The sequence below is a fragment of the Cellulosimicrobium sp. G4 BAM 1002 genome (genome assembly GCF_057126935.1).
The window spans coordinates 1,903,489-1,929,381 of the sequence record NZ_CP182109.1; the positions used below are offsets into that span (position 1 = coordinate 1,903,489).

Below are 25,893 nucleotides of genomic sequence, written 5' to 3' on the forward strand. Positions count from 1 at the left end.
CCGGGTGAGCACACCACCGTCGCAGCCCGCCGCGCAGCCGTCCCGCTACGGCCGCGCGGCGGGCCCGGTGCGCCCGTCGCCCGGCGACCGCATCAAGCCCAAGAAGCCCGCGAAGGTCCAGTTCGCCTCGACGACCCTCGTGCTCGAGGCGTTCGTCGTGGTGTTCGCCACCCTCGCCGCCTACGGGCTGCGCGACGTCCCGTACTCGCGGGGTCCCCTCGAGCTGCCCAGCGCGACGTCGATCTGGGTCGTCGGCGGGGCGCTCGCGCTCGTCCTCCTCGTGCTCTCCCGCATGGTCGGCACACCTGGCGGGTACGTCGCCGGGTCGGTCGTGCAGGTGCCGGTGCTCGCGTTCGGGCTGGTCGTGCCCATGATGTTCGTCGTCGGCGGGATCTTCGTCATCCTGTGGGTCGTCTCGATCCGGCTCGGCGGGCGCATAGACCGGGAGCGCGCGGCCTACGACGCGGAGCACCCCGACACCGCACCCAACGCGGGCTGAGACCGGCTCGGACCAGGACCGTCGGCCGGTAGGCTCGGCGACCATGACCGACGTCGCACCCGCACTGACCGAGACCATCGAGCGCACCCTCATCCTCGTCAAGCCCGACGGCGTCCGCCGGGGCCTGTCCGGCGAGATCCTGCGGCGCGTGGAGGCCAAGGGCTACACGCTCGCCGCCGTCCGCCTGCTCGACGCCTCACCGGAGACCCTCGCCGCGCACTACGCCGAGCACGAGGGCAAGCCGTTCTACCAGCCGCTCGTCGACTTCATGCTCTCGGGCAAGGTCCTCGCCGTCGTCGCCGAGGGGCAGGGCGTCGTCCCCGGCTTCCGGTCCCTCGCCGGCGCGACCAACCCGACCGAGGCGCTGCCCGGCACTATCCGCGGCGACCTCGGCCGCGACTGGGGCCTGAAGGTCCAGCAGAACCTCGTGCACGGCTCCGACTCGCCCGAGTCCGCCGCGCGCGAGATCGCGCTCTGGTTCCCCGAGCTCGGGGCCTGACGCTCTTCGTCGCTTCGCCTCGCCTCGCCTCGCCTCCGCCGACGCCTGCGCGGGGGCGGGGCGGGGCGGGTCTACCATCCGCCGAACCCGGGCTTGTGGGGTGGTTCGAGGCGGTCATGACACGCAACCCGGGGTTCGGCAGCGTGGGTGCCCGCGGACCCGGGTTCGCCGAAGGGGGGGCTCGGGTCCCGAGGGGCAGGCACGGTGGGGCGCCGTTCGACGGTGGGCGGCCGCGCGGGGCGTGGGTCCGCGGCTTCGTGGGGAGCGCGCACTAGGCTCGGGCCCGTGCACCTCAAGACGCTGACGCTCCGGGGCTTCAAGTCGTTCGCCTCGGCGACGACGCTGAGCTTCGAGCCCGGGGTGACGTGCGTCGTCGGGCCGAACGGGTCGGGCAAGTCGAACGTCGTCGACGCGCTCGCGTGGGTCATGGGGGAGCAGGGCGCCAAGACGCTGCGCGGCGGCAAGATGGAGGACGTCATCTTCGCCGGGACGTCCGGGCGGCCGCCGCTCGGCCGCGCCGAGGTGGCGCTGACGATCGACAACACCGACGGCGCGCTGCCGATCGAGTACACCGAGGTGACGATCTCGCGGACGCTGTTCCGCAGCGGCGGGTCGGAGTACGCGATCAACGGGTCGCCGTGCCGGCTGCTCGACATCCAGGACCTGCTGTCCGACTCGGGCCTCGGCCGCGAGATGCACGTGATCGTCGGGCAGGGGCAGCTCGACGCCGTCCTGCGGGCGACGCCGGAAGACCGGCGCGGCTTCGTCGAGGAGGCCGCGGGGGTGCTCAAGCACCGCAAGCGCAAGGAGAAGGCGCTCCGCAAGCTCGACGCGATGCAGGCCAACCTCACGCGCCTCGCGGACCTCACCACGGAGATCCGGCGACAGCTCGGTCCTCTCGGTCGGCAGGCGGAGATCGCGCGCAAGGCCGCGACGATCCAGTCCGACCTGCGCGACGCGAAGGCACGCCTCCTCGCGGACGACCTGGCACAGCTCACCGCGACCCTCGAGCAGGAGATCGCGGACGAGGCCGCGCTGCGGGCGCAGCAGGCGGAGGCCGAGCGGGACCTCGCCGCGGCACGCGACCGCCTCGGCGCGCTCGAGCGCGAGGCCGCGGAGGCGGCCCCCGCGCTCGGGGCGGCGACCGACGTCTGGTACCGGCTGTCCTCGCTGCGCGAGCGGCTGCGGGGCACCCAGACGCTCGCGGACGAGCGTGTGCGGCTCCTCGGGAGCCCCGAGCCGGCACAGCGCGGTCAGGACCCCGACGAGCTCGAGGCCCAGGCCGAGCGCGTGCGTGTGACCGAGGCGGAGCTCGAGGCGGAGGTCGAGCGGGCGCGCACGGTCCTCGCCGCGGTCGTGAGCGAGCGCGAGGACGCCGAGCGTGACGCAGGCGAGGCCGAGCGTGCCGTGGCGACGCTCCTGCGCGGCGCGGCGGACCGGCGCGAGGGGCTCGCGCGGCTCGCCGGGCAGGTCGCCGCGCAGCGGAGCCGCGTCGAGGCGGCCGAGGCCGAGATCGGGCGTCTGCGCGAGTCGCTCGCCGAGGCCGAGCGGCGCGGGACGCAGGCGAGCACGGAGTTCGCGCTCCTCGAGACGCAGGTGGTCGGGGTCGAGGAGGGCGAGGAAGGACTCGACGCGGAGCACGAGGCCGCGGCGGACGACGTGGAGCGGACGACCGCCGTCGTGAGGGGCCTGGAGGAGGAGGCCGCGGCGGCGGAGCAGGAGCGTGCAGCCCGCGGGGCGCGGATCGAGGCGCTCGAGCTGAGCCTCGACCGCAAGGACGGCGCGGGCGCCCTTCTCGCCGCGGACGGGATCGGCATCGTCGGGTCGCTCGCTGCGCTGCTCGGCATCGAGGCCGGCTACGAGGACGCGATCGCCGCCGCGCTCGGCCCCGCCGCCGACGCAGTGGCGGTCGAGTCGGTCGACGCGGCGGTCGACGCGCTGCGGTACCTGCGCACCGAGGACGCCGGACGCGCGGGCCTGCTCGTCGCGGGCGGCACGGGCGCGGCGACCGGGGCGTCCGGCCGGTCCGGGGTCGTCCTGCCCGACGGCGCGCGGTGGGCCGTCGACGTCGTCACGGCCGCGGACGCCGTCGGGACCACGGTGCGCCACCTCCTGGTCGACGTCGCCGTGGTCGACGACCTCGCCCAGGCGCGCGCCGTCGTCGCCGCGCACCCGGAGATCGCCGTCGTCACGCGCGGGGGAGACCTGCTCGCGTCCGCCCGCGCGTGGGGCGGCTCGGCGTCGGCCCCGAGCGTCCTGCACCTGCAGTCGGCGCTCGACGAGGCGCGGGCCGGGCACGCCGACGCCGTCGCGCGCGCCGAGCGGGCACGCTTCGGGCTGGTCCGGGCACGCGAGGCGCAGGAGGCGGCCCAGGCCCGCTACGACGAGACGCTCGACCGGCTCAACGAGTCCGACGCACGGCTCGCCGCGGTCGCCGAGCAGCTCGGTCACCTCGGCGCGTCCGCGCGGTCCGCAGCTGCCGAGGCCGAGCGGGCACGGTCCACGCTCGACCGGGCGTCGCACGGGCTCGACGAGGCGCGCACCGCGCTCGCGGGGCTCGTCGAGCGCCTGGACGCCGCGGAGAACGCTCCCGAGCAGACCGAGGACGCGGTCACCGACGCGTCCGCGGAACGCGACCGGCTCGTCGCGCTCGCGTCCGCCGCCCGCGCGCGCGAGACCGAGGCGCGCCTCGCGCTCCGTACGAGCGAGGAGCGCTCGCGCGCCGTCGCGGGTCGCGCCCAGTCCCTCGCCCGCGCGGCAGCCGCCGAGCGCGAGGCGCGCGAACGGGCCGCCCGGCGCGAGGCGGCGCGGGTCCGTCAGGCGCAGCGCGCCTCGACCGTGCGCGACGGCGCGGCGCGCGCCCTCGGGGTGCTCGAGCGCTCGCTCGCGCGCGCCGGTGCCGAGCGCGACGCCGCCGAGGCCTCCCGCGCGGAGCGCGACGCGGCGATCACCTCCGCCCGGGCCGAGGTGGACGGGCTCGCGGGGCGCCTGCGCGACCTGACCGACGTCGCGCACCGCGACGAGGTCGCGCGGACCCAGCAGCAGCTGCGCATCGAGCAGCTCCAGGCGCGCAGCGTCGACGAGCTCGGGATCGACCCCGACGCGCTCGTCGACGAGTTCGGGCCCCACCGGGACGTCCCGGTGGGCCCAGGAGCGGACGACGACGAGCCCCGCGCGGTGCCCTACGACCGGTCCCAGCAGGAGAAGCGGCTCAAGGCCGCGGAGCGCGACCTCGGGCGCCTCGGCAAGGTGAACCCGCTCGCCCTGGAGGAGTTCGCCGCGCTCGAGGAGCGCCACAAGTTCCTCGCCGACCAGCTCGCCGACCTCAAGAAGTCGCGGTCCGACCTGCTCGAGATCGTCAAGGAGATCGACGAGCGCGTCGAGCGGGTGTTCGCCGACGCGTACCGCGACACCGCCGAGCAGTTCGAGCGGGTGTTCGCCCGCATGTTCCCCGGGGGCGAGGGACGGCTCGTCCTCACCGACCCGGACGACATGCTCACGACGGGGATCGAGGTCGAGGCGCGGCCCGCGGGCAAGAAGGTCAAGCGGCTCTCGCTCCTGTCCGGCGGCGAGCGCTCGCTGACCGCCGTCGCGCTGCTCGTCGCGATCTTCAAGGCGCGGCCGTCGCCGTTCTACGTCATGGACGAGGTCGAGGCCGCGCTCGACGACGTCAACCTCGGCCGCCTCCTGGAGATCTTCCGCGAGCTGCAGGAGGACTCGCAGCTCATCGTCGTGACCCACCAGAAGCGCACCATGGAGATCGCGGACGCGCTGTACGGCGTGACGATGCGCGGTGACGGGGTGACGACGGTGATCAGCCAGCGGATGCGCGAGGTCCTCGAGGACGTCCCGGTGTGAGGCGTCTCACGGGCTCGTCGGCACCCGGTCTGACGTGGGCCGACGGCCGAGGACCGTTGCAATTCCGCGCCGTGTGAAGATGTGGTGCTGATCGGACGGCCCGGCGTGGCTGGGCTCGCCGTCGCGACGTCGGCCCGGATACTTGGCTGCATGGTCTGGATGTTCGTGTGGCTGATGATCACGCTCGGCGTCGCCGCCGTCGTGTTCCTCTTCGCGAGCGTCGTCGCGCGGTCGGACGCGCCTGCCACGGACCGTGCGGCCGCCGACCAGGGGCTGCGTGCGTTCTGGCGCAACTTCCGCTCGGGACTGCGGCGCGGGCGTCCGCGCGGACGCGTCGAGGGGCATCACGTCGGGACGGTCCGGATGCCGAAGCCCGTGGACACGGGGATCGAGGAGTTCTTCGCCGCGACCGAGGTGACCTCGCGCGCGTACGTCGACGCCGAGGAGCTCACCGACGTCCTGCACCACGCGCGCGAGCGGGCCGCGCGCCCGTTCCACTCCGGCGGCGACCGCTCCCGCGACTCCTGAGCGTCCGCCGGGACCACCCGCGCCGGGCGGCCTCGTGGGCCGTGGTCTGAGAGACTGCCCGCGTGAACGACCTCCTCCCGCTCTGGATCGTCCTCGGCGTCCTCCTCCTCGGCCTCGTCGTCGCGGGGACCGTCTCCGTCCGACGGCGCGGGCGGCGCGGGCCCACCCCGCCCGCCCCGCGTGCGACCGTCCCGCGCGGCACCGCGCCGGCCGACGTGGAGGGGGCGGTGACGTCGGTCGAGACGACCGCACCGCCCGTCCCTCCCGAGGCCGCACCCGACGTGCTGCCCGACGCAGCCGCGCCCACCCTCGAGCGCCCCGAGCCGGTCGGCGGACGCCTCGTGCGCCTGCGCGAGCGTCTCGCGCGGTCCGGCTCGCCGTTCGGGGCGCGCCTGCTGTCCGTCCTCTCGCGGGACCACCTCTCCGAGGACGACTGGGACGAGCTCGAGGAGACGCTCCTGCTCGCCGACGTCGGTGCCGGGCCCGCGGGCGAGCTCATCGAGTCGCTGCGCACGAAGGTGCGCGTGCTGGGCGTGCGCGACGCGGCGAGCGTGCGCGCGCTCCTGCGCGAGGAGCTCGTCGCGCTCGTCGACCCGTCCCTCGACCGGAGCCTCGCGACGACGCCGGTCGTCGGGGAGGACGGGCCGGTCCCGGCTGTCGTCCTGGTCGTCGGCGTGAACGGCACGGGCAAGACGACGACGGTCGGCAAGCTCGCGCGCGTGCTCGTCGCCGAGGACCGCAGCGTCGTGCTCGGCGCGGCCGACACGTTCCGCGCGGCCGCGGCGGACCAGCTCGAGACCTGGGGCTCGCGCGTCGGCGTACCGACGGTGCGCTCCGACCGCGACGGGGCGGACCCGGCGGCGGTCGCCTTCGACGCGGTGCGTCGCGGCCGTACCGAGGGCGTGGACGTCGTGCTGGTCGACACCGCCGGGCGGCTGCAGAACAAGCAGGGCCTCATGGACGAGCTCGGCAAGATCCGGCGCGTCATCACCAAGGAGGCCCCGCTGTCGGAGGTGCTCCTCGTGCTCGACGCCACGACGGGCCAGAACGGGCTCAACCAGGCGCGCGTCTTCGGCGAGGTCGCGGGCGTCACGGGCATCGTGCTGACGAAGCTCGACGGGACGGCCCGCGGCGGGATCGTCGTCGCCGTGCAGCGCGAGCTCGGCGTCCCGGTGAAGCTCGTCGGGCTCGGCGAGGGCCCCGACGACCTCGCTCCGTTCGACGCGGAGCAGTTCGTGGACGGGCTCCTGGGAGCCTGAGCGGCGGGTCACGGACGGGTCACGGAAGTGCCCCCTGTCTCACCCAGCGGGCGCCGGTAACGCAACGTTTACCGGCGCCCGCGTCGTGTCACGTGGACGTAACACGACGACCGTCCGCCGGAAACGCCCGCCCTCGAACGTTGACCTCGGCCGGCCGGACGGGTCGGAGTGCGAGGAGAGAGGGCGGTTCGATGTTCGAGCTGGATACTGGGAACACGGCGTGGATGCTCACGTCCGCGTCGCTCGTGCTGCTGATGACGCCAGGGCTGGCGTTCTTCTACGGCGGCATGGTGCGCGGCAAGAGCGTCCTCAACATGATGATGATGAGCTTCGGCGCCATCGGGGTCGCGGGGCTCGTGTGGGTCCTCTACGGCTACTCCGGAGTGTTCGGGAGCGACCTCGGCGGCATCATCGGCAACCCCACCGAGTACTTCGGTCTCGCCGGGATGACGGACGAGGACAGCCTCATGGCGGCGACCGGCGTCCCCGCCCTCGTCGCGGTCGGGTACCAGGCGACGTTCGCGATCATCACCGTCGCCCTCATCTCCGGCGCGATCGCCGACCGCGTCAAGTTCGGCACGTGGATCGCCTTCACGGCGATCTGGGTCACCCTCGTCTACATCCCCCTCGCGCACATGGTCTGGGGCGGCGGTCTCCTCGGCGCCGACGGCATCACGAGCGGTCTCTCGACCCCCATCGACTTCGCGGGCGGCACCGTCGTCCACATCAACGCCGGTATCGCCGGCCTCGCCCTCGCCCTGGCCGTCGGCAAGCGCAAGGGCTTCGGTCGTGAGCCCATGCGGCCGCACAACCTCCCGTTTGTCATGCTGGGCGCCGCGCTGCTGTGGTTCGGCTGGTTCGGCTTCAACGCGGGCTCCGAGTTCGGCGCCGACGGCGTCTCCGGCCGGGCCTGGCTCAACACCCTCGTCGCGACCGGCGTGGCCATGCTCGCCTGGCTCGTCACGGAGAAGCTCCGCGACGGTCACGCGACCTCGCTCGGCGCCGCGTCGGGTGTCGTCGCGGGCCTCGTCGCGATCACACCGGCCGCCGCGGCGGTCGACACCTTCGGGGCGATCGCGATCGGCCTGGTCGCCGGTGCGCTGTGCGCCCTCGCCGTCGGCCTGAAGTACCGCTTCGGCTACGACGACTCGCTCGACGTCGTCGGCGTCCACCTCGTCGGCGGCCTCGTGGGCACCGTCCTCATCGGCCTCTTCGCCACCGACCAGAACTCGGCCTGGTACCCCGACGGCGCGCTCAACGGCCTCTTCTACGGCGGCGGTGTGACGCAGCTCGTCACGCAGGTCATCGTCGCGGTCGTGGCGCTCGTCTTCTCCTTCGTCGTCACCTTCGTCATCGCGATCGCCCTCAAGGCCGTGGTCGGGTGGCGGGTCAGCGAGGACGCCGAGGTCGGCGGCATCGACCTCGCGGTGCACGGCGAGACCGGGTACGAGAACATCCCCCAGGGCAGCGTCATCAAGGAGGTGCGAGCATGAAGCTCGTCACGGGAATCATCCAGCCGCACCGTCTCGACGACGTGAAGTCGGCCCTCGAGGCCGCGGGCGTGCGGGGCATGACGGTCAGCGAGGCCAGCGGGTACGGCCGCCAGAAGGGCCACACCGAGGTCTACCGCGGCGCGGAGTACACGGTGGACCTGGTCCCCAAGGTCCGTATCGAGGTCCTCGTCGACGACGCCGACTCGACGGCCGTCACGGAGGTCATCGTCAAGGCCGCGCAGACCGGCAAGATCGGTGACGGCAAGGTCTGGACCGTCCCGGTGGACGACGTCGCGCGGGTGCGCACGGGCGAGCACGGCCCGGGCGCGCTCTGAGGGGGCGGTACACCGGATGACCGAGCACGCCGACACCCCGACCACGGGCGGGGTCGCAGGGGGATCGGCGGAGGGCTCGGACCGGCTCGCGGTCGAGCAGAGCGTGCAGGTCCCGCACCCCGAGGGGGTGCGGGACCTCCGCGCGCGCATGCTCGACCTCGCCCGGTCCAGGAGCGGACCGGGCCGCAGCGGGGTCGCCCGCCGTGCGGCCGTCGTCGACCTCGTCACGACGGCGCTCCAGCAGCTCTGGGAGGACGCGACGGCCGACGTCGCCACCGACGGGATCGCGCTGGCCGCCGTCGGCAGCCTCGGCCGGGGCGACATGGGCCCGGCGAGCGACCTCGACCTCGTCCTCGTCCACGACGGCCGCAACCACTCCGCGGACGAGGTCGCCCGGGTCGCCGAACGGCTCTGGTACCCGCTGTGGGACGCGGGGGTCGACCTCGACCACTCCGTACGGTCGCTCTCGCAGTGCCGCCAGGTCGCGTCGAAGGACGTCCCGGCGGCCGTCGGCTGGCTCGACGTCCGCGCGGTCGCGGGGGACGCGCTCGTCGTGCACCGCGCGTCGTCGGCCGTGCTGACCGACTGGCGCTCGGCGTCGCGCCGCCGGTTGCCCGACCTGCTCTCCTCCACGCGCGAGCGCGCCGAGCGCTCGGGCGAGCTCGCCTACCTCATCGAGCCCGACCTCAAGGAGTCGCGCGGCGGCATCCGGGACGCGGTCGTGCTGTCCGCGCTGGCCGCGACCTGGCTCACCGACCGCCCGCACGGGTCGGTCGACCGCGCGCACGCGCACCTCCTGGACGTGCGCGACACGCTCCAGGTGGTCACCGGCCGGCACACGAGCCGGCTCCTGCTCGCCGACCTCGACGAGGTCGCGGGCCTGTCCGGCTACGACGACCCGGACGAGCTGCTCGCGAGCCTCGCCGCGGCTGGCCGCGAGATCTCGTACGCGCTCGACACCACGGTGCGCCGCGCGCGCCAGGCGCTCCAGCGTCCCTCGGTCTCGCGCCGGCCGGTGCTCATCCGGGGGCGCCGCGCCGCGCCGCGGCTCCGGTCCGTCGGGGACGGTCTCGTGGAGCACGACGGCGAGCTCGTCCTCGCCGTCGACGCCCATCCGGAGAGCGACCCGCTGCTCTCGCTGCGGGCGGCGGCGACGGCCGCCCGCACGGGCCTCACGCTCTCCCCGGTGTCCGTCGCGAGCCTCGCCCAGTGCCCGCCGCTGCCCGAGCCCTGGCCCAAGGCCGCGCGTACCGCGTTCCTCTCGCTGCTCGGCTCGGGTCAGGCGCAGGTCGCGGTGTGGGAGGCCCTCGACCTCGCGGGGGTCGTCACGACGTGGATCCCGGAGTGGGCAGGCGTCCGGAACCGGCCGCAGCGGGCGGCGGTGCACCGCCACACCGTCGACCGTCACCTGGTCGAGGTCGTGGCGCGCGCGGCGCGCGACCGCAAGGACGTCGACCGGGGCGACCTGCTCCTGCTCTCGGCGGTCCTCCACGACATCGGCAAGCGCGCGGGCGCGGCGGACCACTCCGTGGAGGGCGCCCGCCTCGTGCCCACGATCCTCGGGCGCATGGGATTCGACCCGGACGTCGTGTCCGACGTCGAGCGGCTCGTGCGCCACCACCTCACCCTCTCGCGGCTCGCCGTGAGCGAGGACCCCGACGACCCGGCGACGGTCGCCGAGCTCGCTGCGGCGGTCGACCACCGCGCCGACCTGCTCGCCGTGCTGCGTGCCCTCACCGAGGCCGACGCGTCGTCCCTCGGGCCGAGCACGTGGACCGCGTGGCGGGCACGGCTCGTCGACGACCTCGTGGGTGAGACGCTGCGCGTGCTGAAGGACCCGCACGCCGCCGGGTAGGCTGGACCCTCGCGGACGGTCCGTGCGGCGCTCTCGGGCGCGCAGGCCCCGCGGACGAGACTTCCGGCGACTGGTGAGGATGACGCGGTGTTCAACACGCTGTCGGACCGACTGACTTCGACCTTCAAGAACCTCCGTGCGAAGGGTCGGCTGTCGGAGGCGGACATCGACGCGACGATCCGGGAGATCCGGCGCGCGCTGCTCGACGCCGACGTCGCGGTGCCCGTGGTGCGAGAGTTCAGCGCGACCGTGCGCGAGCGCGCGCTCTCGGCCGAGGTCTCGGGCGCGCTCAACCCGGCGCAGCAGGTCGTCAAGATCGTCAACGAGGAGCTCGTCGGCATTCTCGGGGGCGAGAGCCGGGGTCTGCGCTTCTCGAAGAACCCGCCGACGGTCATCATGCTCGCGGGCCTCCAGGGCGCGGGAAAGACGACGCTCGCCGGCAAGCTCGCGCTGCACCTGCGCGAGCAGGGGCACACGCCGCTCCTCGTCGCAGCCGACCTCCAGCGCCCGAACGCCGTCACGCAGCTCACCGTGGTCGCCGAGCGTGCCGGCGTGCCGGTGTTCGCACCGCACCCGGGCAACCAGAGCGGCGTCGAGGTGGACGACGTCATCGGCGACCCGGTCTCCGTCGCGCGCGACGGCGTCGACGCCGCCCGCCAGCGCCAGCACGACGTCGTCATCGTGGACACCGCGGGCCGCCTCGGCCTCGACGCCGTCCTCATGCAGCAGGCCTCGGACATCCGCGACGCCGTCCAGCCGGACGAGGTCCTGTTCGTCATCGACGCGATGATCGGCCAGGACGCCGTCACGACCGCGAAGGCGTTCGAGGAGGGTGTCGACTTCACGGGCGTCGTCCTCACGAAGCTCGACGGTGACGCGCGCGGTGGCGCCGCGCTGTCGGTCCGCGGCGTCACGGGCCGGCCGATCCTCTTCGCGTCGACCGGTGAGAAGCTCACGGACTTCGAGGCGTTCCACCCGGACCGCATGGCCTCGCGCATCCTCGACATGGGCGACGTCCTGACCCTCATCGAGCAGGCCGAGAAGGCGTTCGACGCCGAAGAGGCCGCCAGGATGGCGGAGAAGGTCGCCTCCGGCGAGGACTTCACGCTCGCGGACTTCCTGGTGCAGATGCAGCAGATGAAGAACATGGGCTCGATGAAGAAGATGCTCGGCATGCTGCCGGGCATGGGCCAGATGCGCGAGGCGCTGGACAACTTCGACGAGCGCGAGGTCGACCGCATCGAGGCGATCATCCGCTCGATGACGCCCGCGGAGCGTGACAACCCGAAGATCATCAACGGCTCGCGCCGCGCGCGCATCGCGCGCGGGTCGGGCGTGACGACGAGCGACGTCAACCAGCTCCTCGAGCGCTTCGCCGGTGCGCAGAAGATGATGCGGCAGATGAGCCGTGGCGGCGGCGTGCCGGGGATGCCGGGCATGGGCAACCTCCCGGGCATGGGCGGCAAGAAGGCCCGGGGTCGCCAGGCACCGCAGCGCAAGGTCAAGGGCAAGTCCGGCAACCCGGCGAAGCGGGCGGCGCAGGAGCGCGCGGCCGCGGCTCGAGCGGCGGGGGAGGTCGCGAGCCCGTCCGCCCCGGCCGGCTCGTCGTTCGGCGTCGGGCGCACGGACGGCCCCGCGCCCTCGACGCCGGACGACCTGCAGCTCCCGCCCGGGTTCGAGAAGCTGCTCGGGCGCTGATCCCGGGCCGTCCGCGGCGGGGCTCGTGCCCGGCCACGGGGGCGACCCGCAGCCGCCCGGACGCTAGGTTGTGTCCGTGGTACCGACCGGTGCCGCCCCGTGCCCGCGCGCGGGCTCGTCCTGCCCGACCTCACCCAGGAGCCGCATGTCCGCGCTGGAAGGCCCCTCGCTGCACGTCCGCGGCCACGTCGTCGTCGGCGACGACCGCGAGGTCGGCGACCTCTGGGTCAAGGGCGGGAGGGTCAGCCTCACCCGCCCCTCGGCCCAGGGGACGAACATGGTCGAGCTCGAGGGCTGGGTGCTGCCGGGCCTGGTCGACGTGCACTGCCACGTCGGCCTCGGTGCCCAGGGCGCGGTCGACGCGGCCACGGCCCAGGCGCAGGCCACCGCGGACCGCGACAGCGGCGTGCTGCTCGTGCGCGACGCGGGGTCCCCGCTCGACACGCGGTGGGTCCACGGGCGTCGCGACCTGCCGCGCCTCGTCCGTGCCGGCCGCCACCTCGCCCGCCCGAAGCGTTACCTGCAGCACTACGGTCTCGAGCTCGACGACGTCGCGCAGCTCCCCGAGGCGGTGCGTCGCGAGGCGCGCCACGGTGACGGCTGGGTCAAGCTCGTGGGGGACTGGATCGACCGCGACCTCGGCGCGGACGCCGACCTGCGGCCGCTGTGGCCCGACGACGTGCTCGCCGAGGCGGTCGCCGCCGCCCACGCGGAGGCCGCCCGGGTGACGGTCCACGCGTTCTCGGACGAGGTGATCCCCTCGCTGCTGGCCGCAGGCGTGGACGGGATCGAGCACGGCACGGGCATCCATCCGGACCTCATGTACGAGATCTCCGAGCGCGGGGTCGCCGTCACCCCGACGCTCCTGCAGGTCGGCCAGTTCGAGACGATCGCGCAGCGGGCCGACGGGAAGTACCCCGTGTTCGCGCGCCGCATGCGGCGCCTGCACGCGCGCCGGTACGAGCAGGCGCGTGCGCTCCACGAGGCGGGGATCCAGATCCTCGTCGGCACCGACGCGGGCGGGACGATCGGTCACGGGCGTCTCGCGGACGAGTGCGCCGAGCTCGTCGCGGCAGGCATCCCGGCGGCGGCCGTCGTCGCGGCGGCGAGCTGGCAGGGGCGCGAGTACCTCGGCTACACGTCGCTCGTCGAGGGCGCGTCCGCCGACTTCGTGGTGTACCCGCAGGACCCCCGCGAGGACGTGGGCGTCCTGCGCGCGCCGACGGCGGTCGTGCTGCGCGGCGAGATCGTCGCGCCCACGCCCTGAGCGGGTCAGGGCGGGTCTCGGCCGGCGAGGGCCGGGTTGGTCCGCGACCCGCGGGTCTGGCACAATGTCCCGGTACTCGGTGTGCCCCGGCCCCTCTCTCCGGCGCGTGCCGTGTCCTGAACCCCACCTCGTCCTGTCCCCACGGGACGCGACCGGGTTCGCCCACACCAGAACCAGGAGAGACCACCACAGTGGCCGTCAAGATTCGTCTGAAGCGTCTCGGCAAGATCCGAGCGCCGTACTACCGTGTCGTCGTCGCGGACTCGCGCACCAAGCGTGACGGTCGCGTCATCGAGGAGATCGGCAAGTACCACCCGACCGAGGAGCCCTCGTTCATCGAGATCACCTCGGACCGCGCCCAGTACTGGCTCGGCGTCGGCGCGCAGCCGTCGGAGCAGGTGCTCGCGCTCCTCAAGATCACGGGTGACTGGCAGAAGTTCAAGGGCCTGCCCGGTACCGAGGGCACGCTCAAGGTCAAGGGCGAGAAGGCCGACCCGGCCGCCGCCATCGAGGCTGCCGCCGCGGACGCCGAGAAGGTCAAGGCGAACGCCGCGCAGAAGAAGTCCGAGGCCCCCGCCGCCGCGGACGCTGCTGACGACGCAGCCGCCGGCGACGAGCAGGCCTGATGATCGCCGACGCCCTCGAGCACCTCGTGCGCGGCATCGTGGACAACCCGGACGACGTCCGGGTGAACGCGAAGTCGCTGCGGCGCGGTGATCTGCTCGAGGTCCGGGTCCACCCGGACGACCTCGGCCGCGTGATCGGCCGCGGTGGGCGCACGGCGCGCGCGCTGCGCACGGTGATCGGCGCCCTCGCGACCGACGGGCCCGTGCGCGTCGACGTCGTGGACGTCGACCGCCGCTGACGCCCGCACCGACGCCGCCCCCTCGTGGGGCGACGGGCAAGGCCCGGCCCCGCCGACCGGCGGGCCGGGCCTTCCTGCGTCCCGCCCCGCCGGGGCGGGACGAGACGACCACCGGAGGAGTCACGACGATGGAGCTGACCGTCGCCCGCGTCGGCAAGGCGCACGGGCTGCGCGGCGAGGTCGCGCTCGACCTGCGCACCGACGACCCCGAGGCGCGTCTCGCCGTCGGGACGCGCCTCGAGACGCGCCCGGTGGGGGCCGGGCCGCTGACCGTCGGCGGGGTGCGTGTGCACCAGGGCCGCTGGCTCGTCGCGTTCGAGGGGGTGCGGGACCGCAGCGACGCCGAGGCGCTGCGCGGCGTCGAGCTCGTCGTGCAGGTCGAGGCCTCCGACGAGGAGGACGCCTGGTACCCGCACGAGCTCGCAGGGCTGCGCGCCGAGGACGCAGACGGGCGCGAGCTCGGCCGCGTCGAGGGCCTCGAGCACCTGCCGGCGCACGACGCCCTCGTGCTGCGCGAGCCCGACGGGACGCGCACGCTCGTCCCGTTCGTGCGCCAGATCGTCCCCGTCGTGGACGTCGCCGGGGGGCGCGTCGTGCTCGACCCGCCGGGCGGGCTGCTCGCCTCCGACGCCGAGCACCTCGAGGCCGCGACGCCGGGGCCCGAGGCCGGGTCCCGCGCTGCGGACGAGACCGACGGCGAGGGCTGACGTGCGGATCGACGTCGTCACGATCTTCCCCGACTACCTCGCCGCGCTGGACCTGTCCCTCGTGGGCAAGGCGCGCACCGCGGGCATCCTCGACCTGCGCGTCCACGACCTGCGCGACTGGACCACCGACCGGCACCGCACCGTCGACGACACCCCGTTCGGCGGTGGCGCCGGGATGGTCATGCGCCCCGACGTGTGGGGGCGTGCGATCGACGAGGTGACCGGCGTCGCGTCCACCGACCCTGCGTCGTCCTCACCCGCAGACGGCCCGCGCCGGGGCTCGCCGGCGCACCTCGTCGTGCCGACGCCGTCGGGAGCGACGTTCACCCAGCGCACGGCCGAGGCGCTGGCCGAGGAGGAGCACCTCGTCGTCGCGTGCGGCCGGTACGAGGGCATCGACGCGCGCGTCGCCGAGCACTACCGTGCGGCCGGGCTGCGCGTGAGCGAGCTGTCGATCGGCGACTACGTGCTCAACGGGGGAGAGGTCGCGGCGCTCGTCATGGTCGAGGCCGTGGCGCGGCTCCTCCCGGGCGTGGTCGGGAACCCCGAGTCGCTCGTCGAGGAGTCCCACGGTGCCGCGGGACTGCTGGAGTACCCCGTCTACACGAAGCCGCCGGCGTGGGACGGGCTCGAGGTGCCCGAGGTGCTCCTCTCGGGGCACCACGCCCGCATCCACCGCTGGCGACGCGACCAGGCGCTGCGCCGGACGGCGGCCCGCCGGCCCGACATGGTGCGGGCGCTCGACGTGGACGCGCTCGACCGGCACGACCTCGAGGTCCTCGCGGAGGCGGGCTGGCTCGTCGTCGAGGGGCGGCTCGCGCTCGCGGGCGGGAGCGGGGAACGCTAGAGGCCGCCGATGTGGCAGAATGGTCGACCGGTGTGCGCTCACTCCCGGTCTCTGCCACAGGGGACGCATCGGGACGTGCGACTCGCGACGCGACCAGCACGGCGCCGCCCACCTTCCTGACGAGAACGGCCCGGCTTGCCGCCCGGCCACGAGCGCGTCCGACCTGTGGCGGGCGAGGAGAGCATCATGCACACGCTGGACAGCGTCGACGCAGCATCGCTGCGCAGCGACGTCCCGGACTTCCGTCCCGGTGACACCCTCAAGGTCAACGTCAAGGTCGTGGAGGGCAACCGCTCCCGCGTCCAGGCGTTCCAGGGCGTCGTCATCGCGCGCCAGGGCAGCGGCGTCCGCGAGACGTTCACGGTCCGCAAGATCAGCTTCGGCGTGGGTGTCGAGCGCACGTTCCCCGTGCACTCGCCCTCCATCGAGTCGGCCGAGGTCGTGACGCGCGGTGACGTGCGTCGCGCCAAGCTGTACTACCTCCGCGCGCTGCGCGGCAAGAAGGCGAAGATCAAGGAGAAGCGCGACACCGTGCCTGCTCGCTGATCGACCCGAGCACGACGACGGGCGGCCGTCCCTCCGGGGGCGGCCGCCCGTTCGTCTTCCCGCGGCTCGACACGCGGTCCGTGGGGCGGCCCCGTTTCCCGGATCGCCTCCCGAGGTGGCATTGTGAACGCGTGACCGACAGCGCCCCGCCCCGAGGCCCGCGACCTGACGCCAGCACCGAGCGCGCGGCGCGCGGACCCCACGAGGCGCGGAACGACGTCGTGCCCGCCCACGACGCTGAAGGTCACGGACCGGTCGAGCCTGAGGCCACGACGACGGGCCACGACGCCCCGGCGCCGCGCAAGTCGTCCCTGCTGCGCGAGACGGCGATCATCGTCGTGAGCGCGCTCGTGCTCTCGCTGCTCATCAAGACGTTCCTCGTGCAGGCCTTCTTCATCCCGAGCGCGTCCATGGAGGACACGCTCACGGAGGGCGACCGGGTCATGGTGTCGCGCCTGGTCCCCGGCGCCTTCGACGTGCACCGCGGTGACATCGTCGTCTTCAAGGACCCGGGCGGCTGGCTCCCGCCGCCGGACCCGCAGGACGAGAGCGCGTTCAGCGAGGCTGTGCGCGCGGCCCTGACCTTCGTCGGCCTGCTTCCCCAGGACACCGGGGAGCACCTCATCAAGCGCGTCATCGGGACGCCCGGCGACCACGTCGTGTGCTGCGACGCCGAGGGGCGCGTGAGCATCAACGGCGAGCCGATCGACGAGGCGTCGTACATCAAGCCCGGCTCGGTCCCGAGCCAGGACGCGTTCGACACGACGGTCCCGGACGACATGCTCTTCGTCATGGGCGACAACCGGCAGAACTCCGCCGACTCGCGCTACAACACGGGCAAGCCCGGGGGCGGGTTCGTGCCGATGGGCAACGTCGTCGGGACGGCGTTCGTCAAGGTCTGGCCGCTCTCGCACGTCGGCCTGCTGCGCAACCCCGGCGACGTGTTCGCCGGCGTGCCCGAGGTGGAGCCGTGACCCTGGACGAGGTCGCCCGGCCCGTCCGAGCGCCGTCGACCCGGGCGGCGGCCGCGCGGACCACCGCGCGACGGCGACCGGACCTGCGGCAGGAGCGCGCGATGCTGCGCGACGGCGCGCGGCTCGTCGCCGGCATGGACGAGGTCGGGCGGGGCGCGCTCGCCGGTCCGGTCTCGGTCGGCGTCGTGGTCGTCGACCCCGCGACCAAGCCGTGCCCTCCCGGCCTGACCGACTCGAAGCTCCTCACGGCGGCCGCGCGCGAGGCTCTCGTGCCGCTCGCCCGCTCGTGGTGCGTCGCCTGGGCCGTCGGGCACGCCGGGCCGGCCGAGATCGACGCCCACGGCATCGTCGGGGCGCTGCGCCTGGCGGGGCGGCGTGCGCTCGCCCAGGTGCGGCGGAGCGTCGGGGACGTCGACGCCGTCCTGCTCGACGGCAAGCACGACTGGCTCAGCCGCCCGTCCGCGGTCGACCTGTTCGAGGCGTTCGAGCTCGACCCCGTCGACGAGGGACGGATCGTCGACCCGCGCGTGCGGACGCTGGTCAAGGCCGACCTGCAGTGCGCGTCCGTGGCCGCGGCGAGCGTCCTGGCGAAGACCGAGCGGGACGCGCTCATGACGAGCCTCGCGCGGCAGTACCCCGCGTTCGGGTGGGAACAGAACAAGGGCTACGGCGCGACGGCGCACGTCGAGGCGCTGCGCGAGCACGGCCCGACGCCGCAGCACCGGCGTTCGTGGCGCCTGCCCCAGCGGGGCGACACGGGCGTGGACGCGATGGTGTACGAGGAGCTCGCCGACGTGCTCGAGCTCGACCCGACGGCGGTCCTGCCCACGAGCTGAGGCGGGCCGGTGGGCCGTGATGGTCCATGATGGACACGTGAGCGCCGAAGACCTCGAGAACTACGAGACCGAGATGGAGCTCGCCCTCTACCGCGAGTACCGCGACGTGGTGGGCCTGTTCTCGTACGTGGTGGAGACCGAACGCCGCTTCTACCTGGCGAACCAGGTGGACCTGCAGGTGCGGTCCGCCGCCGGCGAGGTGTACTTCGAGCTGCGGCTCGCCGACGCGTGGGTCTGGGACGTGTACCGCTCCGCGCGCTTCGTGAAGTCCGTGCGCGTCGTGACGTTCAAGGACGTGAACGTCGAGGAGCTCGCCAAGGCCGAGCTTCAGCTCTGACACCGGTCCTGGCCGTGCACAGTCCCGTTCTCTGACGCTCCTTCCACAAGGCTCGCGGGCGCCTGGCGTCGCCCCGTGCCGTGGCCCCACGGTGGGCCGCGGAGGTGAGCTCATGAGAGCGAAGGACGCCGTCGGGCGGTACGGGGAGAAGGTGGCCGCGGCCTACCTGGTCGAGGCCGGCTGGACCGTGCTCGACCGGAACTGGCGCGGGACGCGCGGAGAGCTCGACGTGGTCGCGCTGGACGGCGACGTGCTCGTCGCGGTAGAGGTCAAGACGCGGCGGGGCACCGGGTTCGGGCACCCCGCCCAAGCCGTCACGGCCGACAAGATCGCGCGCCTGCGGCGCCTGACGGGGGAGTGGCTCGCCACGCACGACGTCCGGGCCCGGTCGGTCCGCATCGACGTGGTCGCGGTCGTCGTGGCGCGTGCCGGGGCCGCGCAGGTCGAGCACCTCACCGGGGTGAGCGCCTGATGGGCCTCGGGACCACGCGCGCCGTCGCGCTCGTCGGGCTCACGGGGTACGTCGTCGAGGTCCAGGCGCACCTCGCCGCCTCGGTGCCCGGGTTCGTGCTCGTCGGGCTGCCGGACACCGCGCTCAGCGAGTCGCGCGACCGGGTGCGCGCGGCGGTGGCGTCGTCGGGCATCTCCTGGCCGCAGCGCAAGATCACCGTCAACCTCTCGCCCGCGGCCCTCCCGAAGTCGGGTACCTGCTTCGACCTCGCGATCGCCGTCGCGACGCTCGGCGGGGCGGGAGTGCTGCCGCCGAGCGCGGTGGAGGGCATCGTGCACCTGGGCGAGCTGGGGCTCGACGGGCGGCTCCAGCCCGTCCGCGGCGTCCTGCCCGCGGTGGCCGCCGCCGTCGCCGCGGGCTACCGCGACGTCGTCGTTCCCGCGGCCGACGTCGCCGAGGCGCGCCTGGTCCCCGGCGCGCGCGTCGTCGGGGCCGCGACCCTCGCCGACGTCGCGCGTTTCCACGGCGCGACGCTCGACGAGCCCGACACCCCGGTCGCTCCCGTCGCTCCTGCACGGCCGGTCGTCGAACGCCCTCCGACCGGCGACCTGGCGGACGTCGTCGGGCAGGACGAGGCGCGGCACGCCCTCGAGGTCGCGGCCGCCGGCGGCCACCATCTGCTGCTCGTCGGGGCGCCGGGTGCGGGCAAGACGATGCTCGCGTCACGGCTGCCCGGGATCCTGCCGGACCTCACGGAGAGCGAGGCCGTCGAGGTGACCGCCGTGCACTCCGTCGCGGGGGTCTTCGACCCGGGCGGCGGGCTCGTGCGCCGCCCGCCGTACGAGGACCCGCACCACACGGCGACCCCCGCGGCCATCGTCGGTGGCGGGACGGGGATGCCGCGTCCCGGCGCGGCGTCCCGCGCGCACCGCGGTGTGCTCTTCCTGGACGAAGCACCGGAGTTCGGCGCGCGCGTGCTCCAGACGCTGCGCCAGCCGCTCGAGCACGGCGAGCTCGTCATCCACCGCGCGGGCGGCACGGCGCGCTACCCGGCGCGGTTCCAGCTCGCGCTCGCCGCGAATCCCTGCCCGTGCGGCAAGGGTCGGCAAGGGTCTGGAGTGCACCTGCTCGCCCGTCGCCCAGCGGCGCTACTTCGGCCGGCTGTCCGGCCCGCTGCTCGACCGTGTCGACGTCCAGGTCGAGGTGCGTCCCGTCTCGCGCGTCGAGCGCGCGGGCGGCGGCGCCCTGGAGTCGAGCGCGGTCGTCGCCGCGCGCGTGCTCGCGGCGCGAGAGGCCGCGCAGCACCGGCTCGCGGGGACGGGCTGGCGGACCAACGCCGAGGTCCCCGGGACCTGGCTGCGTGACCGGCTCGGCGCCGACCCAGGGCTGCTCACGGACGTCGACACCGCGCTCGACCGCGGCACGTTGAGCCTGCGCGGGGCGGACCGGGTGCTCCGGCTCGCGTGGACCGTCGCCGACCTCGCCGGGCGGGACGCACCCACCCGGTCCGACGTCGGTGCCGGGCTCGCGCTGCGCACGCGGGGCTACCGTGGCTGAGCGCGGCGAGGGGGTCGTGGCCGCGGTGCGGCCGCTGTTCGACGTGACGGACGACCGGCTCGCGCGCGCTGCCTGGTCGCGGATCGCCGAACCCGGGGACGACGTCGCGGTGGCGCTCGTCGAGCACCTCGGCGCGGGGACGGCCCTCGCCTGGGTCCACGAGGCGGTGAACGACCCGGCCGAGGCACGTCGTGCGCTCGTCGAGCTGGCCGGTGCGGGTGCCGGTACCGGGGAGGCGGTGCCGCCGGATCCTCTGCGCGTCGCCGAGCTCGTCGAGCTCGTCCCCGTCGACGGCCCGGTCGACCGTCCCGGCGCTCGTGGTGGACCCGTGCCGCGCCTGCTGCGCGGTCTGGCGCGGTGGGCACCGCGGCTCGACGGGCTCGACCCGCGTCGGGAGCTGCGCGTGCTCGAACGTCTGGGCGGGACGCTGGTCGTGCCTGAGGACGCCGGCTGGCCCGCGGCGCTCGACGTCCTCGGGCCGACCCGCCCGCACGCGCTGTGGGTCCGAGGGACACCGGACCTGGAACCCCTCGCGATCCGCTCGGTCGCGCTCGTCGGGGCGCGGGCGTGCACCGACTACGGTCGGCACGTGACGGGCGAGATCGCGTCGGGTCTCACGGCGCGCGGGTTCACCGTCGTGTCCGGTGGTGCTTACGGGATCGACGCGGCTGCGCACCGCGCGGCGCTGGTCTCCGGCGGTCCGACCGTGGCCTTCCTGGCGGGCGGGGTCGACCGCCTGTATCCCGCGGGGAACACCGACCTGCTGCACGCGGTCCTCGAGTCGGGTGGTGCGGTCGTCTCGGAGGTGCCGCCCGGGTCGGTACCGAGCCGCGTGCGGTTCCTGCAGCGCAACCGGCTCATCGCCGCGCTCGCGTGCGCGACCGTGGTCGTGGAGGCGGCGTGGCGGTCCGGCTCGCTCAGCACTGCGGCCCGGGCGGCGGAGCTCTCCCGTCCCGTCGGTGCGGTGCCGGGCCCGGTGACGTCCATGGCGTCGTCGGGCTGCCACCGCCTCCTGCGCGACGGCACCGCCGTCTGCGTGACCGACGCCGCCGAGGTGGCCGAGCTCGCCGGGGCCCTCGCGCGCGACCTGGCGCCGGCGGTCCCGCGGACCGCCGCCCACCGGCCGGCCGCCGCCTACGACGGTCTCGACGACGTCGAACGACGGGCGTGGGACGCGCTGCCCCTCCGAGCGCACGTGTCCACGGCGTCCGTCGCGCGCACTGCCGGACTCTCCGTCCCGGAGGCGCTCGCCGCCCTCGGCCGCCTCGAGGTCCGCGTGCTGGCCGAACGCGCGCGTGGCGGCTGGCGGCGGCTCGCGAGCGGCTGAGTCCGAGCGCCGCGCGGAGCGCCTCCCGAGGCCGCGCGCTCGCTCCGGCGAGACTGAGGGCGTGGACAGGACGGGACGTGTGGACGAGCAGGACGAGCGCGGTCGCGCCTCGCGCGACCCCCTCCCGCGGGAGCTGCGCGCGGCGCTCTCCGCCTACTGCGAGCACCTCGAGGTGGAACGGGGGACGTCCCCGCACACGGTCCGGGCCTACGCGGGGGACGTCGAGACGCTGCTGCGGCACGCCTCGCGTGGCGGCGCGACGACGGTCGACGCCGTCGACCTCGCGGTCCTGCGGTCCTGGCTGACGGAGCAGTCGGAGCGCGGCCTCGCCCGAGCGACGCTCGCGCGGCGCGGAGCCGCGGCCCGGGCGTTCTTCGACTGGGCGCGCACGTCCGGGCGGGTCGGGACCGACCCCGCCGCGCGGCTCGCCAGCCCGCGTGTGCCCCGCACGCTGCCGACCGTCCTGGCCGTGGACGCCGCCGCTCGCCTGCTCGACGCGGCGCGCGACGCCGCGGCCGACGGCGAGCCCGCACGCGTGCGCGAGTGGGCGGCCGCCGAGCTCCTCTACGGTGCGGGCGTCCGCGTCGGCGAGCTCGCCGGGGCCGACGTCGACGACGTGGACCTCGACCTGCGCACCGTGCGGGTGCTGGGCAAGGGCGACAAGGAGCGCGTCGTCCCGTTCGGCCTCCCGGCGGCGCGAGCGGTGCGGCGCTGGCTCGACGTGGGGCGCCCCGTGCTCGCGACCGAGAGGTCCGGGGCGGCGCTGCTCCTCGGGGACCGCGGCGGTCGGTGGGGGCAACGACAGGTCCGCGACGCCGTGCACCGCCTCGCCCAGGCCGCGGGCGTCGACGACGTCGCGCCCCACGACCTGCGCCACAGCGCGGCCACGCACCTGCTTGCCGGGGGGTCCGACCTGCGCAGCGTGCAGGAGATCCTCGGCCACTCGTCGCTCGCGACCACGCAGCGCTACACGCACGTGACGGCCGAGCGGCTCCGCAGCTCGTTCGAGCAGGCGTTCCCCCGCGCCTGAGCCTTACCAGAGCGGCAGCAGCACGATCGGGGGACGCTCGCCGAGCAGCGCGAGCGGGTCCACGTAGCGCTCTCCGCGGCGCACGCCCCAGTGCACGCAGACGGCGGCGCAATGGCCCCCGTGGACACCGTCGGCCGCGGTGTCCTGGACCGTCCCGACGGCGGCCCCCGCCCCGACGCGCGTCCCCGGCTCCACCGAGCCCGCGACCGGTTCGAGCGACGTCCGCAGCCCGTCGTCGTGCGCGACGACGAGCACGTCCCGCCCCGCGACGGGACCGGCGAAGGTCACGACGCCGGGCGCGGGGGAGCGGACGGTCTCCCCGGGCGACGCCTCGAGGTCGACGCCACGGTGGCCGGGGAGCCAGTCGTGGTCCGGGGGATCGAACGGGGCGAGCACGCCCAGGTCGTCCAGGCCGCGCTCGAGCGGCGGGACCCGTCCCGCCCGCGTTGGTGGCCCGTCGGCGGCGTCCGGACCGGTGGCGTTCGACGCGCTGACGAGCGGAGCGGCGCCGAACGGCACCGCGGGGTCCGCGACCGCAGCGGGACCGATGCCGCCGAGCAGCCCGCATGCGGCGAGCGCCAGCACGTACCGGCGAGCGGGACCGGAGCTCCGGCCGTGGTCCGGCACGAGGTCGGGGCCGCGGTGGGTGTCGAGGTTCATCGCGACAGCGTGCCGCGTACGGTGGTTCCCCGGGCTCCGCCGTCGTCCGGCTGTGGACGACGCACCGGAAGGGGGACCGACGGGTGCGGGCTGTGGACGGTCTGGCGGTCGGGTAGACTGAACGACGCGACCGGCACGCTCGTCTGCCTTGTTCGGGGTCTTCCTCGGCGAAGGCGGTGCGAGTCGGTCGACTTCGCGCGTCACGTCCCCGCCCGTCCTCCCGGTTCCGCCGGGTCTCCGGGCGAGGCCGCGTCCGGCGTCGGTCCTGCCCGCACCAGTTCGTCGGCGTGCGCAGGCGTCGGCACGGGTGGCGCTAGGGGTGCGGACCATCAGGTCGGCACCGTCAACCGCACCGCGGCCCGTCCCCACGGGGAGGGTCGCCAGAAGCGTGCGCGCACCGGGTGGATCCCGGGCCGCACGGCGAAAGGACGTGTCATGGCCGTCGTGACCATGCGCCAGCTCCTCGAGAGCGGTGTCCACTTCGGGCACCAGACCCGCCGTTGGAACCCGAAGATGAAGCGCTTCATCTTCACCGAGCGCAACGGCATCTACATCGTCGACCTGCAGCAGTCGCTGTCCTACATCGACCGCGCGTACGAGTTTGTCAAGGAGACGGTCGCGCACGGCGGCTCGATCCTCTTCGTCGGCACCAAGAAGCAGGCCCAGGAGCCCGTCGCCGAGCAGGCCGCGCGCGTCGGCATGCCGTACGTGAACCACCGCTGGCTCGGTGGCATGCTCACCAACTTCACCACGGTGCACAAGCGTCTCCAGCGCCTCAAGGAGCTCGAGGAGATCGACTTCGACGACGTCGCCGGCTCGTCGCTCACCAAGAAGGAGCTCCTCGTCCTGCGTCGCGAGAAGGACAAGCTCGCCCGCACGCTCGGCGGCATCCGCGACATGGCGAAGGTCCCCTCCGCCGTGTGGATCGTCGACACGAACAAGGAGCACCTCGCGGTCGACGAGGCGCGCAAGCTCCACATCCCGATCGTCGCGATCCTCGACACCAACTGCGACCCGGACGTCGTGGACTACAAGATCCCGGGCAACGACGACGCGATCCGCTCCGTCACGCTGCTCACGCGCGTGATCGCGGACGCGGTCGCCGAGGGTCTGCTCCAGCGCCACTCCGGCCGCTCGGGTGCCGAGGCCGGCGCCGGGACGGACGCCGAGCCGCTCGCCGAGTGGGAGCGCGAGCTCCTCGCCGGCGCCGAGCAGCAGCTCGAGGCCGACGAGACGGCCGCGAACGCTGCCGCGACCGAGGGTGCCTCGGGCGCCGAGGAGTCTGTCGCGCCGGGTGCGGACGCCGCTCCCGCCGTCGAGGTGGCTGCCGAGGCCGCCGAGGCCGAGGTCACGGAGGCCGCCGAGCCCGAGACGACCGAGGTCGCCGAGGCCGAGGTCGCCGAGACGCCTGCCGCCGAGGCCGACGAGACCAAGTGACGACCCGGGGCGCGCGACGGGAGGCCGTCGCGCGCCCCGCGCCGTCCCCCCGACGGTCGCACCGGCACCGCGCGAGGTGCCACCAGCACGTACCCGTGACGAACCACGAGTGAGGAACCATCATGGCGAACTACACCGCCGCTGACATCAAGGCCCTGCGCGAGCGCACCGGTGCCGGCATGCTCGACGTGAAGAAGGCGCTCGACGAGGCGGACGGCGACGCGGAGAAGGCGCTGGAGATCATCCGCGTCAAGGGTCTGAAGGGCGTCGCCAAGCGCGAGGGCCGCTCGACCTCCGAGGGCCTCATCGCCGTCGACATCCGCGACACCGAGGGCGGCCAGGTCGCGACGCTCATCGAGCTCAACTCCGAGACGGACTTCGTCGCGAAGAACGAGACGTTCATCAGCCTCGCGGACCGCGTGCTCAAGGCCGCGGCGGACGCCGGCGCCCGTGACGCCGACGCGGCGCTCGCGGCCGACGCGGACGGCGAGACCGTCCAGGTCGTCATCGACAACCAGGCGGCGACGCTGGGCGAGAAGATCGTCCTGCGCCGCGTCACCCGCGTCGCGGGCGAGCGCGTCACCGCGTACCTGCACCGCACCGCGCGCGACCTGCCGCCGTCGATCGGCGTGGTCGTCGCGACCGACGCCGCGGGCGAGGCCGTCGCGAAGGACGTCGCGCAGCACGTCGCCGCGATGTCGCCGACGTACCTCTCGCGCGACGAGGTCCCGGCCGACACCGTCGAGAACGAGCGCCGCATCGCCGAGGAGACCTCGCGCAACGAGGGCAAGCCCGAGGCCGCGCTGCCGAAGATCATCGAGGGTCGCCTGAACGGCTTCTTCAAGGACGTCGTCCTCGTCGACCAGCCGCTCGCGAAGGACCCGAAGAAGACGGTCGGCCAGGTCGTCTCCGAGGCCGGCGGCTCGATCACCGAGTTCGTGCGGTACCGCGTCGGCGCCTGACGCCACCCCTGGCCCGGCCCAGCCGTCCGCGCGACGGCGGGGCCGGGCCACGGCGCACCCGGGGTC

At 74.6% G+C, this 25,893-nt stretch carries 24 protein-coding genes and 1 pseudogene; 24 read left to right on the top strand and 1 reads right to left on the bottom strand.

The genetic code is table 11. The features are described 5' to 3' along the window. The first annotated feature begins 4 nt into the window (after positions 1-4). The 22 genes and pseudogenes from ACMXGY_RS08545 to ACMXGY_RS08650 all read left to right on the top strand — a co-directional run bounded on the left by ACMXGY_RS08545 (position 5) and on the right by ACMXGY_RS08650 (position 22,768). Positions 5-499, top strand: a complete 495-nt coding sequence (locus ACMXGY_RS08545; protein WP_483776416.1) for a DUF4233 domain-containing protein — start codon at positions 5-7, stop codon at positions 497-499. Positions 500-542: 43 nt separating this feature from the next. After that, positions 543-998, top strand: a complete 456-nt coding sequence (ndk, locus tag ACMXGY_RS08550) for a nucleoside-diphosphate kinase (RefSeq protein ID WP_483776417.1) — start codon at positions 543-545, stop codon at positions 996-998. A 285-nt stretch (positions 999-1,283) separates the two neighbouring features. After that, the gene (smc, locus tag ACMXGY_RS08555; protein ID WP_483776418.1) at positions 1,284-4,856 is read left to right on the top strand and encodes a chromosome segregation protein SMC; all 3,573 of its coding nucleotides are present in this window, start codon (positions 1,284-1,286) and stop codon (positions 4,854-4,856) included. Positions 4,857-5,006: 150 nt separating this feature from the next. After that, complete coding sequence (locus ACMXGY_RS08560) at positions 5,007-5,384, top strand: hypothetical protein (protein ID WP_483776419.1); 378 nt, start codon at positions 5,007-5,009, stop codon at positions 5,382-5,384. 62 nt (positions 5,385-5,446) lie between these two features. Beyond that, on the top strand, positions 5,447-6,643 hold the full coding sequence (gene ftsY, locus ACMXGY_RS08565; RefSeq protein ID WP_483776420.1) for a signal recognition particle-docking protein FtsY: 1,197 nt from the start codon (positions 5,447-5,449) through the stop codon (positions 6,641-6,643). 191 nt (positions 6,644-6,834) lie between these two features. Beyond that, positions 6,835-8,136: an ammonium transporter gene (locus tag ACMXGY_RS08570; protein ID WP_483776421.1), complete on the top strand. Its 1,302-nt coding sequence runs from the start codon at positions 6,835-6,837 to the stop codon at positions 8,134-8,136. Beyond that, the gene (locus tag ACMXGY_RS08575) at positions 8,133-8,471 is read left to right on the top strand and encodes a P-II family nitrogen regulator (RefSeq protein ID WP_471700067.1); all 339 of its coding nucleotides are present in this window, start codon (positions 8,133-8,135) and stop codon (positions 8,469-8,471) included. The genes ACMXGY_RS08570 and ACMXGY_RS08575 overlap by 4 nt, the downstream gene beginning before the upstream one ends. 16 nt (positions 8,472-8,487) lie before the next feature. Next, positions 8,488-10,326: a [protein-PII] uridylyltransferase gene (locus tag ACMXGY_RS08580; protein WP_483776422.1), complete on the top strand. Its 1,839-nt coding sequence runs from the start codon at positions 8,488-8,490 to the stop codon at positions 10,324-10,326. Between the two features lie 87 nt (positions 10,327-10,413). Then, positions 10,414-12,024, top strand: coding sequence for a signal recognition particle protein (gene ffh, locus ACMXGY_RS08585; RefSeq protein WP_483776423.1), 1,611 nt, complete (start codon positions 10,414-10,416; stop codon positions 12,022-12,024). A 145-nt stretch (positions 12,025-12,169) separates the two neighbouring features. After that, a complete protein-coding gene (locus ACMXGY_RS08590) occupies positions 12,170-13,291 on the top strand; it encodes an amidohydrolase family protein (RefSeq protein ID WP_483776424.1) in 1,122 nt (373 codons plus the stop codon). A gap of 191 nt (positions 13,292-13,482) precedes the next feature. Beyond that, positions 13,483-13,917 carry a 30S ribosomal protein S16 gene (rpsP, locus tag ACMXGY_RS08595; protein WP_483776425.1) on the top strand — a complete coding sequence of 145 codons (435 nt, stop codon included), beginning with the start codon at positions 13,483-13,485 and terminating at the stop codon, positions 13,915-13,917. Further along, positions 13,917-14,156: an RNA-binding protein gene (locus ACMXGY_RS08600; RefSeq protein WP_483776426.1), complete on the top strand. Its 240-nt coding sequence runs from the start codon at positions 13,917-13,919 to the stop codon at positions 14,154-14,156. Before rpsP ends, ACMXGY_RS08600 begins: the two co-directional genes overlap by 1 nt. A gap of 128 nt (positions 14,157-14,284) precedes the next feature. Then, complete coding sequence (gene rimM / locus ACMXGY_RS08605) at positions 14,285-14,863, top strand: ribosome maturation factor RimM (protein ID WP_483776427.1); 579 nt, start codon at positions 14,285-14,287, stop codon at positions 14,861-14,863. A 1-nt stretch (position 14,864) separates the two neighbouring features. Continuing rightward, a complete protein-coding gene (gene trmD, locus ACMXGY_RS08610) occupies positions 14,865-15,710 on the top strand; it encodes a tRNA (guanosine(37)-N1)-methyltransferase TrmD (protein ID WP_483776428.1) in 846 nt (281 codons plus the stop codon). Positions 15,711-15,896: 186 nt separating this feature from the next. After that, positions 15,897-16,256: a 50S ribosomal protein L19 gene (gene rplS / locus ACMXGY_RS08615; RefSeq protein ID WP_483776429.1), complete on the top strand. Its 360-nt coding sequence runs from the start codon at positions 15,897-15,899 to the stop codon at positions 16,254-16,256. A 131-nt stretch (positions 16,257-16,387) separates the two neighbouring features. After that, positions 16,388-17,230: a signal peptidase I gene (gene lepB, locus ACMXGY_RS08620; protein ID WP_483776430.1), complete on the top strand. Its 843-nt coding sequence runs from the start codon at positions 16,388-16,390 to the stop codon at positions 17,228-17,230. After that, the gene (locus tag ACMXGY_RS08625; protein ID WP_483776431.1) at positions 17,227-18,066 is read left to right on the top strand and encodes a ribonuclease HII; all 840 of its coding nucleotides are present in this window, start codon (positions 17,227-17,229) and stop codon (positions 18,064-18,066) included. The genes lepB and ACMXGY_RS08625 overlap by 4 nt, the downstream gene beginning before the upstream one ends. A 37-nt stretch (positions 18,067-18,103) precedes the next feature. Continuing rightward, positions 18,104-18,403: a DUF2469 domain-containing protein gene (locus ACMXGY_RS08630; RefSeq protein WP_024840525.1), complete on the top strand. Its 300-nt coding sequence runs from the start codon at positions 18,104-18,106 to the stop codon at positions 18,401-18,403. A 112-nt stretch (positions 18,404-18,515) separates the two neighbouring features. Beyond that, complete coding sequence (locus ACMXGY_RS08635) at positions 18,516-18,875, top strand: YraN family protein (RefSeq protein ID WP_483776432.1); 360 nt, start codon at positions 18,516-18,518, stop codon at positions 18,873-18,875. Continuing rightward, a pseudogene (locus ACMXGY_RS08640) lies at positions 18,875-20,411 on the top strand (YifB family Mg chelatase-like AAA ATPase). The gene ACMXGY_RS08635 and the pseudogene ACMXGY_RS08640 overlap by 1 nt, the downstream one beginning before the upstream one ends. Next, positions 20,404-21,738 (top strand): DNA-processing protein DprA, encoded by a 1,335-nt coding sequence (dprA, locus tag ACMXGY_RS08645; protein ID WP_483776433.1) that lies wholly within the window; start codon positions 20,404-20,406, stop codon positions 21,736-21,738. Before ACMXGY_RS08640 ends, dprA begins: the two are co-directional and overlap by 8 nt. 133 nt (positions 21,739-21,871) lie before the next feature. Then, a complete protein-coding gene (locus ACMXGY_RS08650; protein ID WP_483776823.1) occupies positions 21,872-22,768 on the top strand; it encodes a tyrosine-type recombinase/integrase in 897 nt (298 codons plus the stop codon). A 3-nt stretch (positions 22,769-22,771) separates the two neighbouring features. Here ACMXGY_RS08650 and ACMXGY_RS08655 read toward each other — a convergent pair whose 3' ends face one another. Next, positions 22,772-23,428 carry a murein hydrolase activator EnvC family protein gene (locus ACMXGY_RS08655; protein ID WP_483776434.1) on the bottom strand — a complete coding sequence of 219 codons (657 nt, stop codon included), beginning with the start codon at positions 23,426-23,428 and terminating at the stop codon, positions 22,772-22,774. Between the two features lie 435 nt (positions 23,429-23,863). Here ACMXGY_RS08655 and rpsB point away from each other — a divergent pair, with 435 nt between their 5' ends. Both rpsB and tsf read left to right on the top strand, forming a co-directional pair. Further along, positions 23,864-24,865, top strand: a complete 1,002-nt coding sequence (gene rpsB / locus ACMXGY_RS08660) for a 30S ribosomal protein S2 (RefSeq protein ID WP_483776435.1) — start codon at positions 23,864-23,866, stop codon at positions 24,863-24,865. Between the two features lie 122 nt (positions 24,866-24,987). After that, positions 24,988-25,827 carry a translation elongation factor Ts gene (gene tsf / locus ACMXGY_RS08665; RefSeq protein WP_483776436.1) on the top strand — a complete coding sequence of 280 codons (840 nt, stop codon included), beginning with the start codon at positions 24,988-24,990 and terminating at the stop codon, positions 25,825-25,827. The last annotated feature ends 66 nt before the right edge of the window (positions 25,828-25,893 follow it).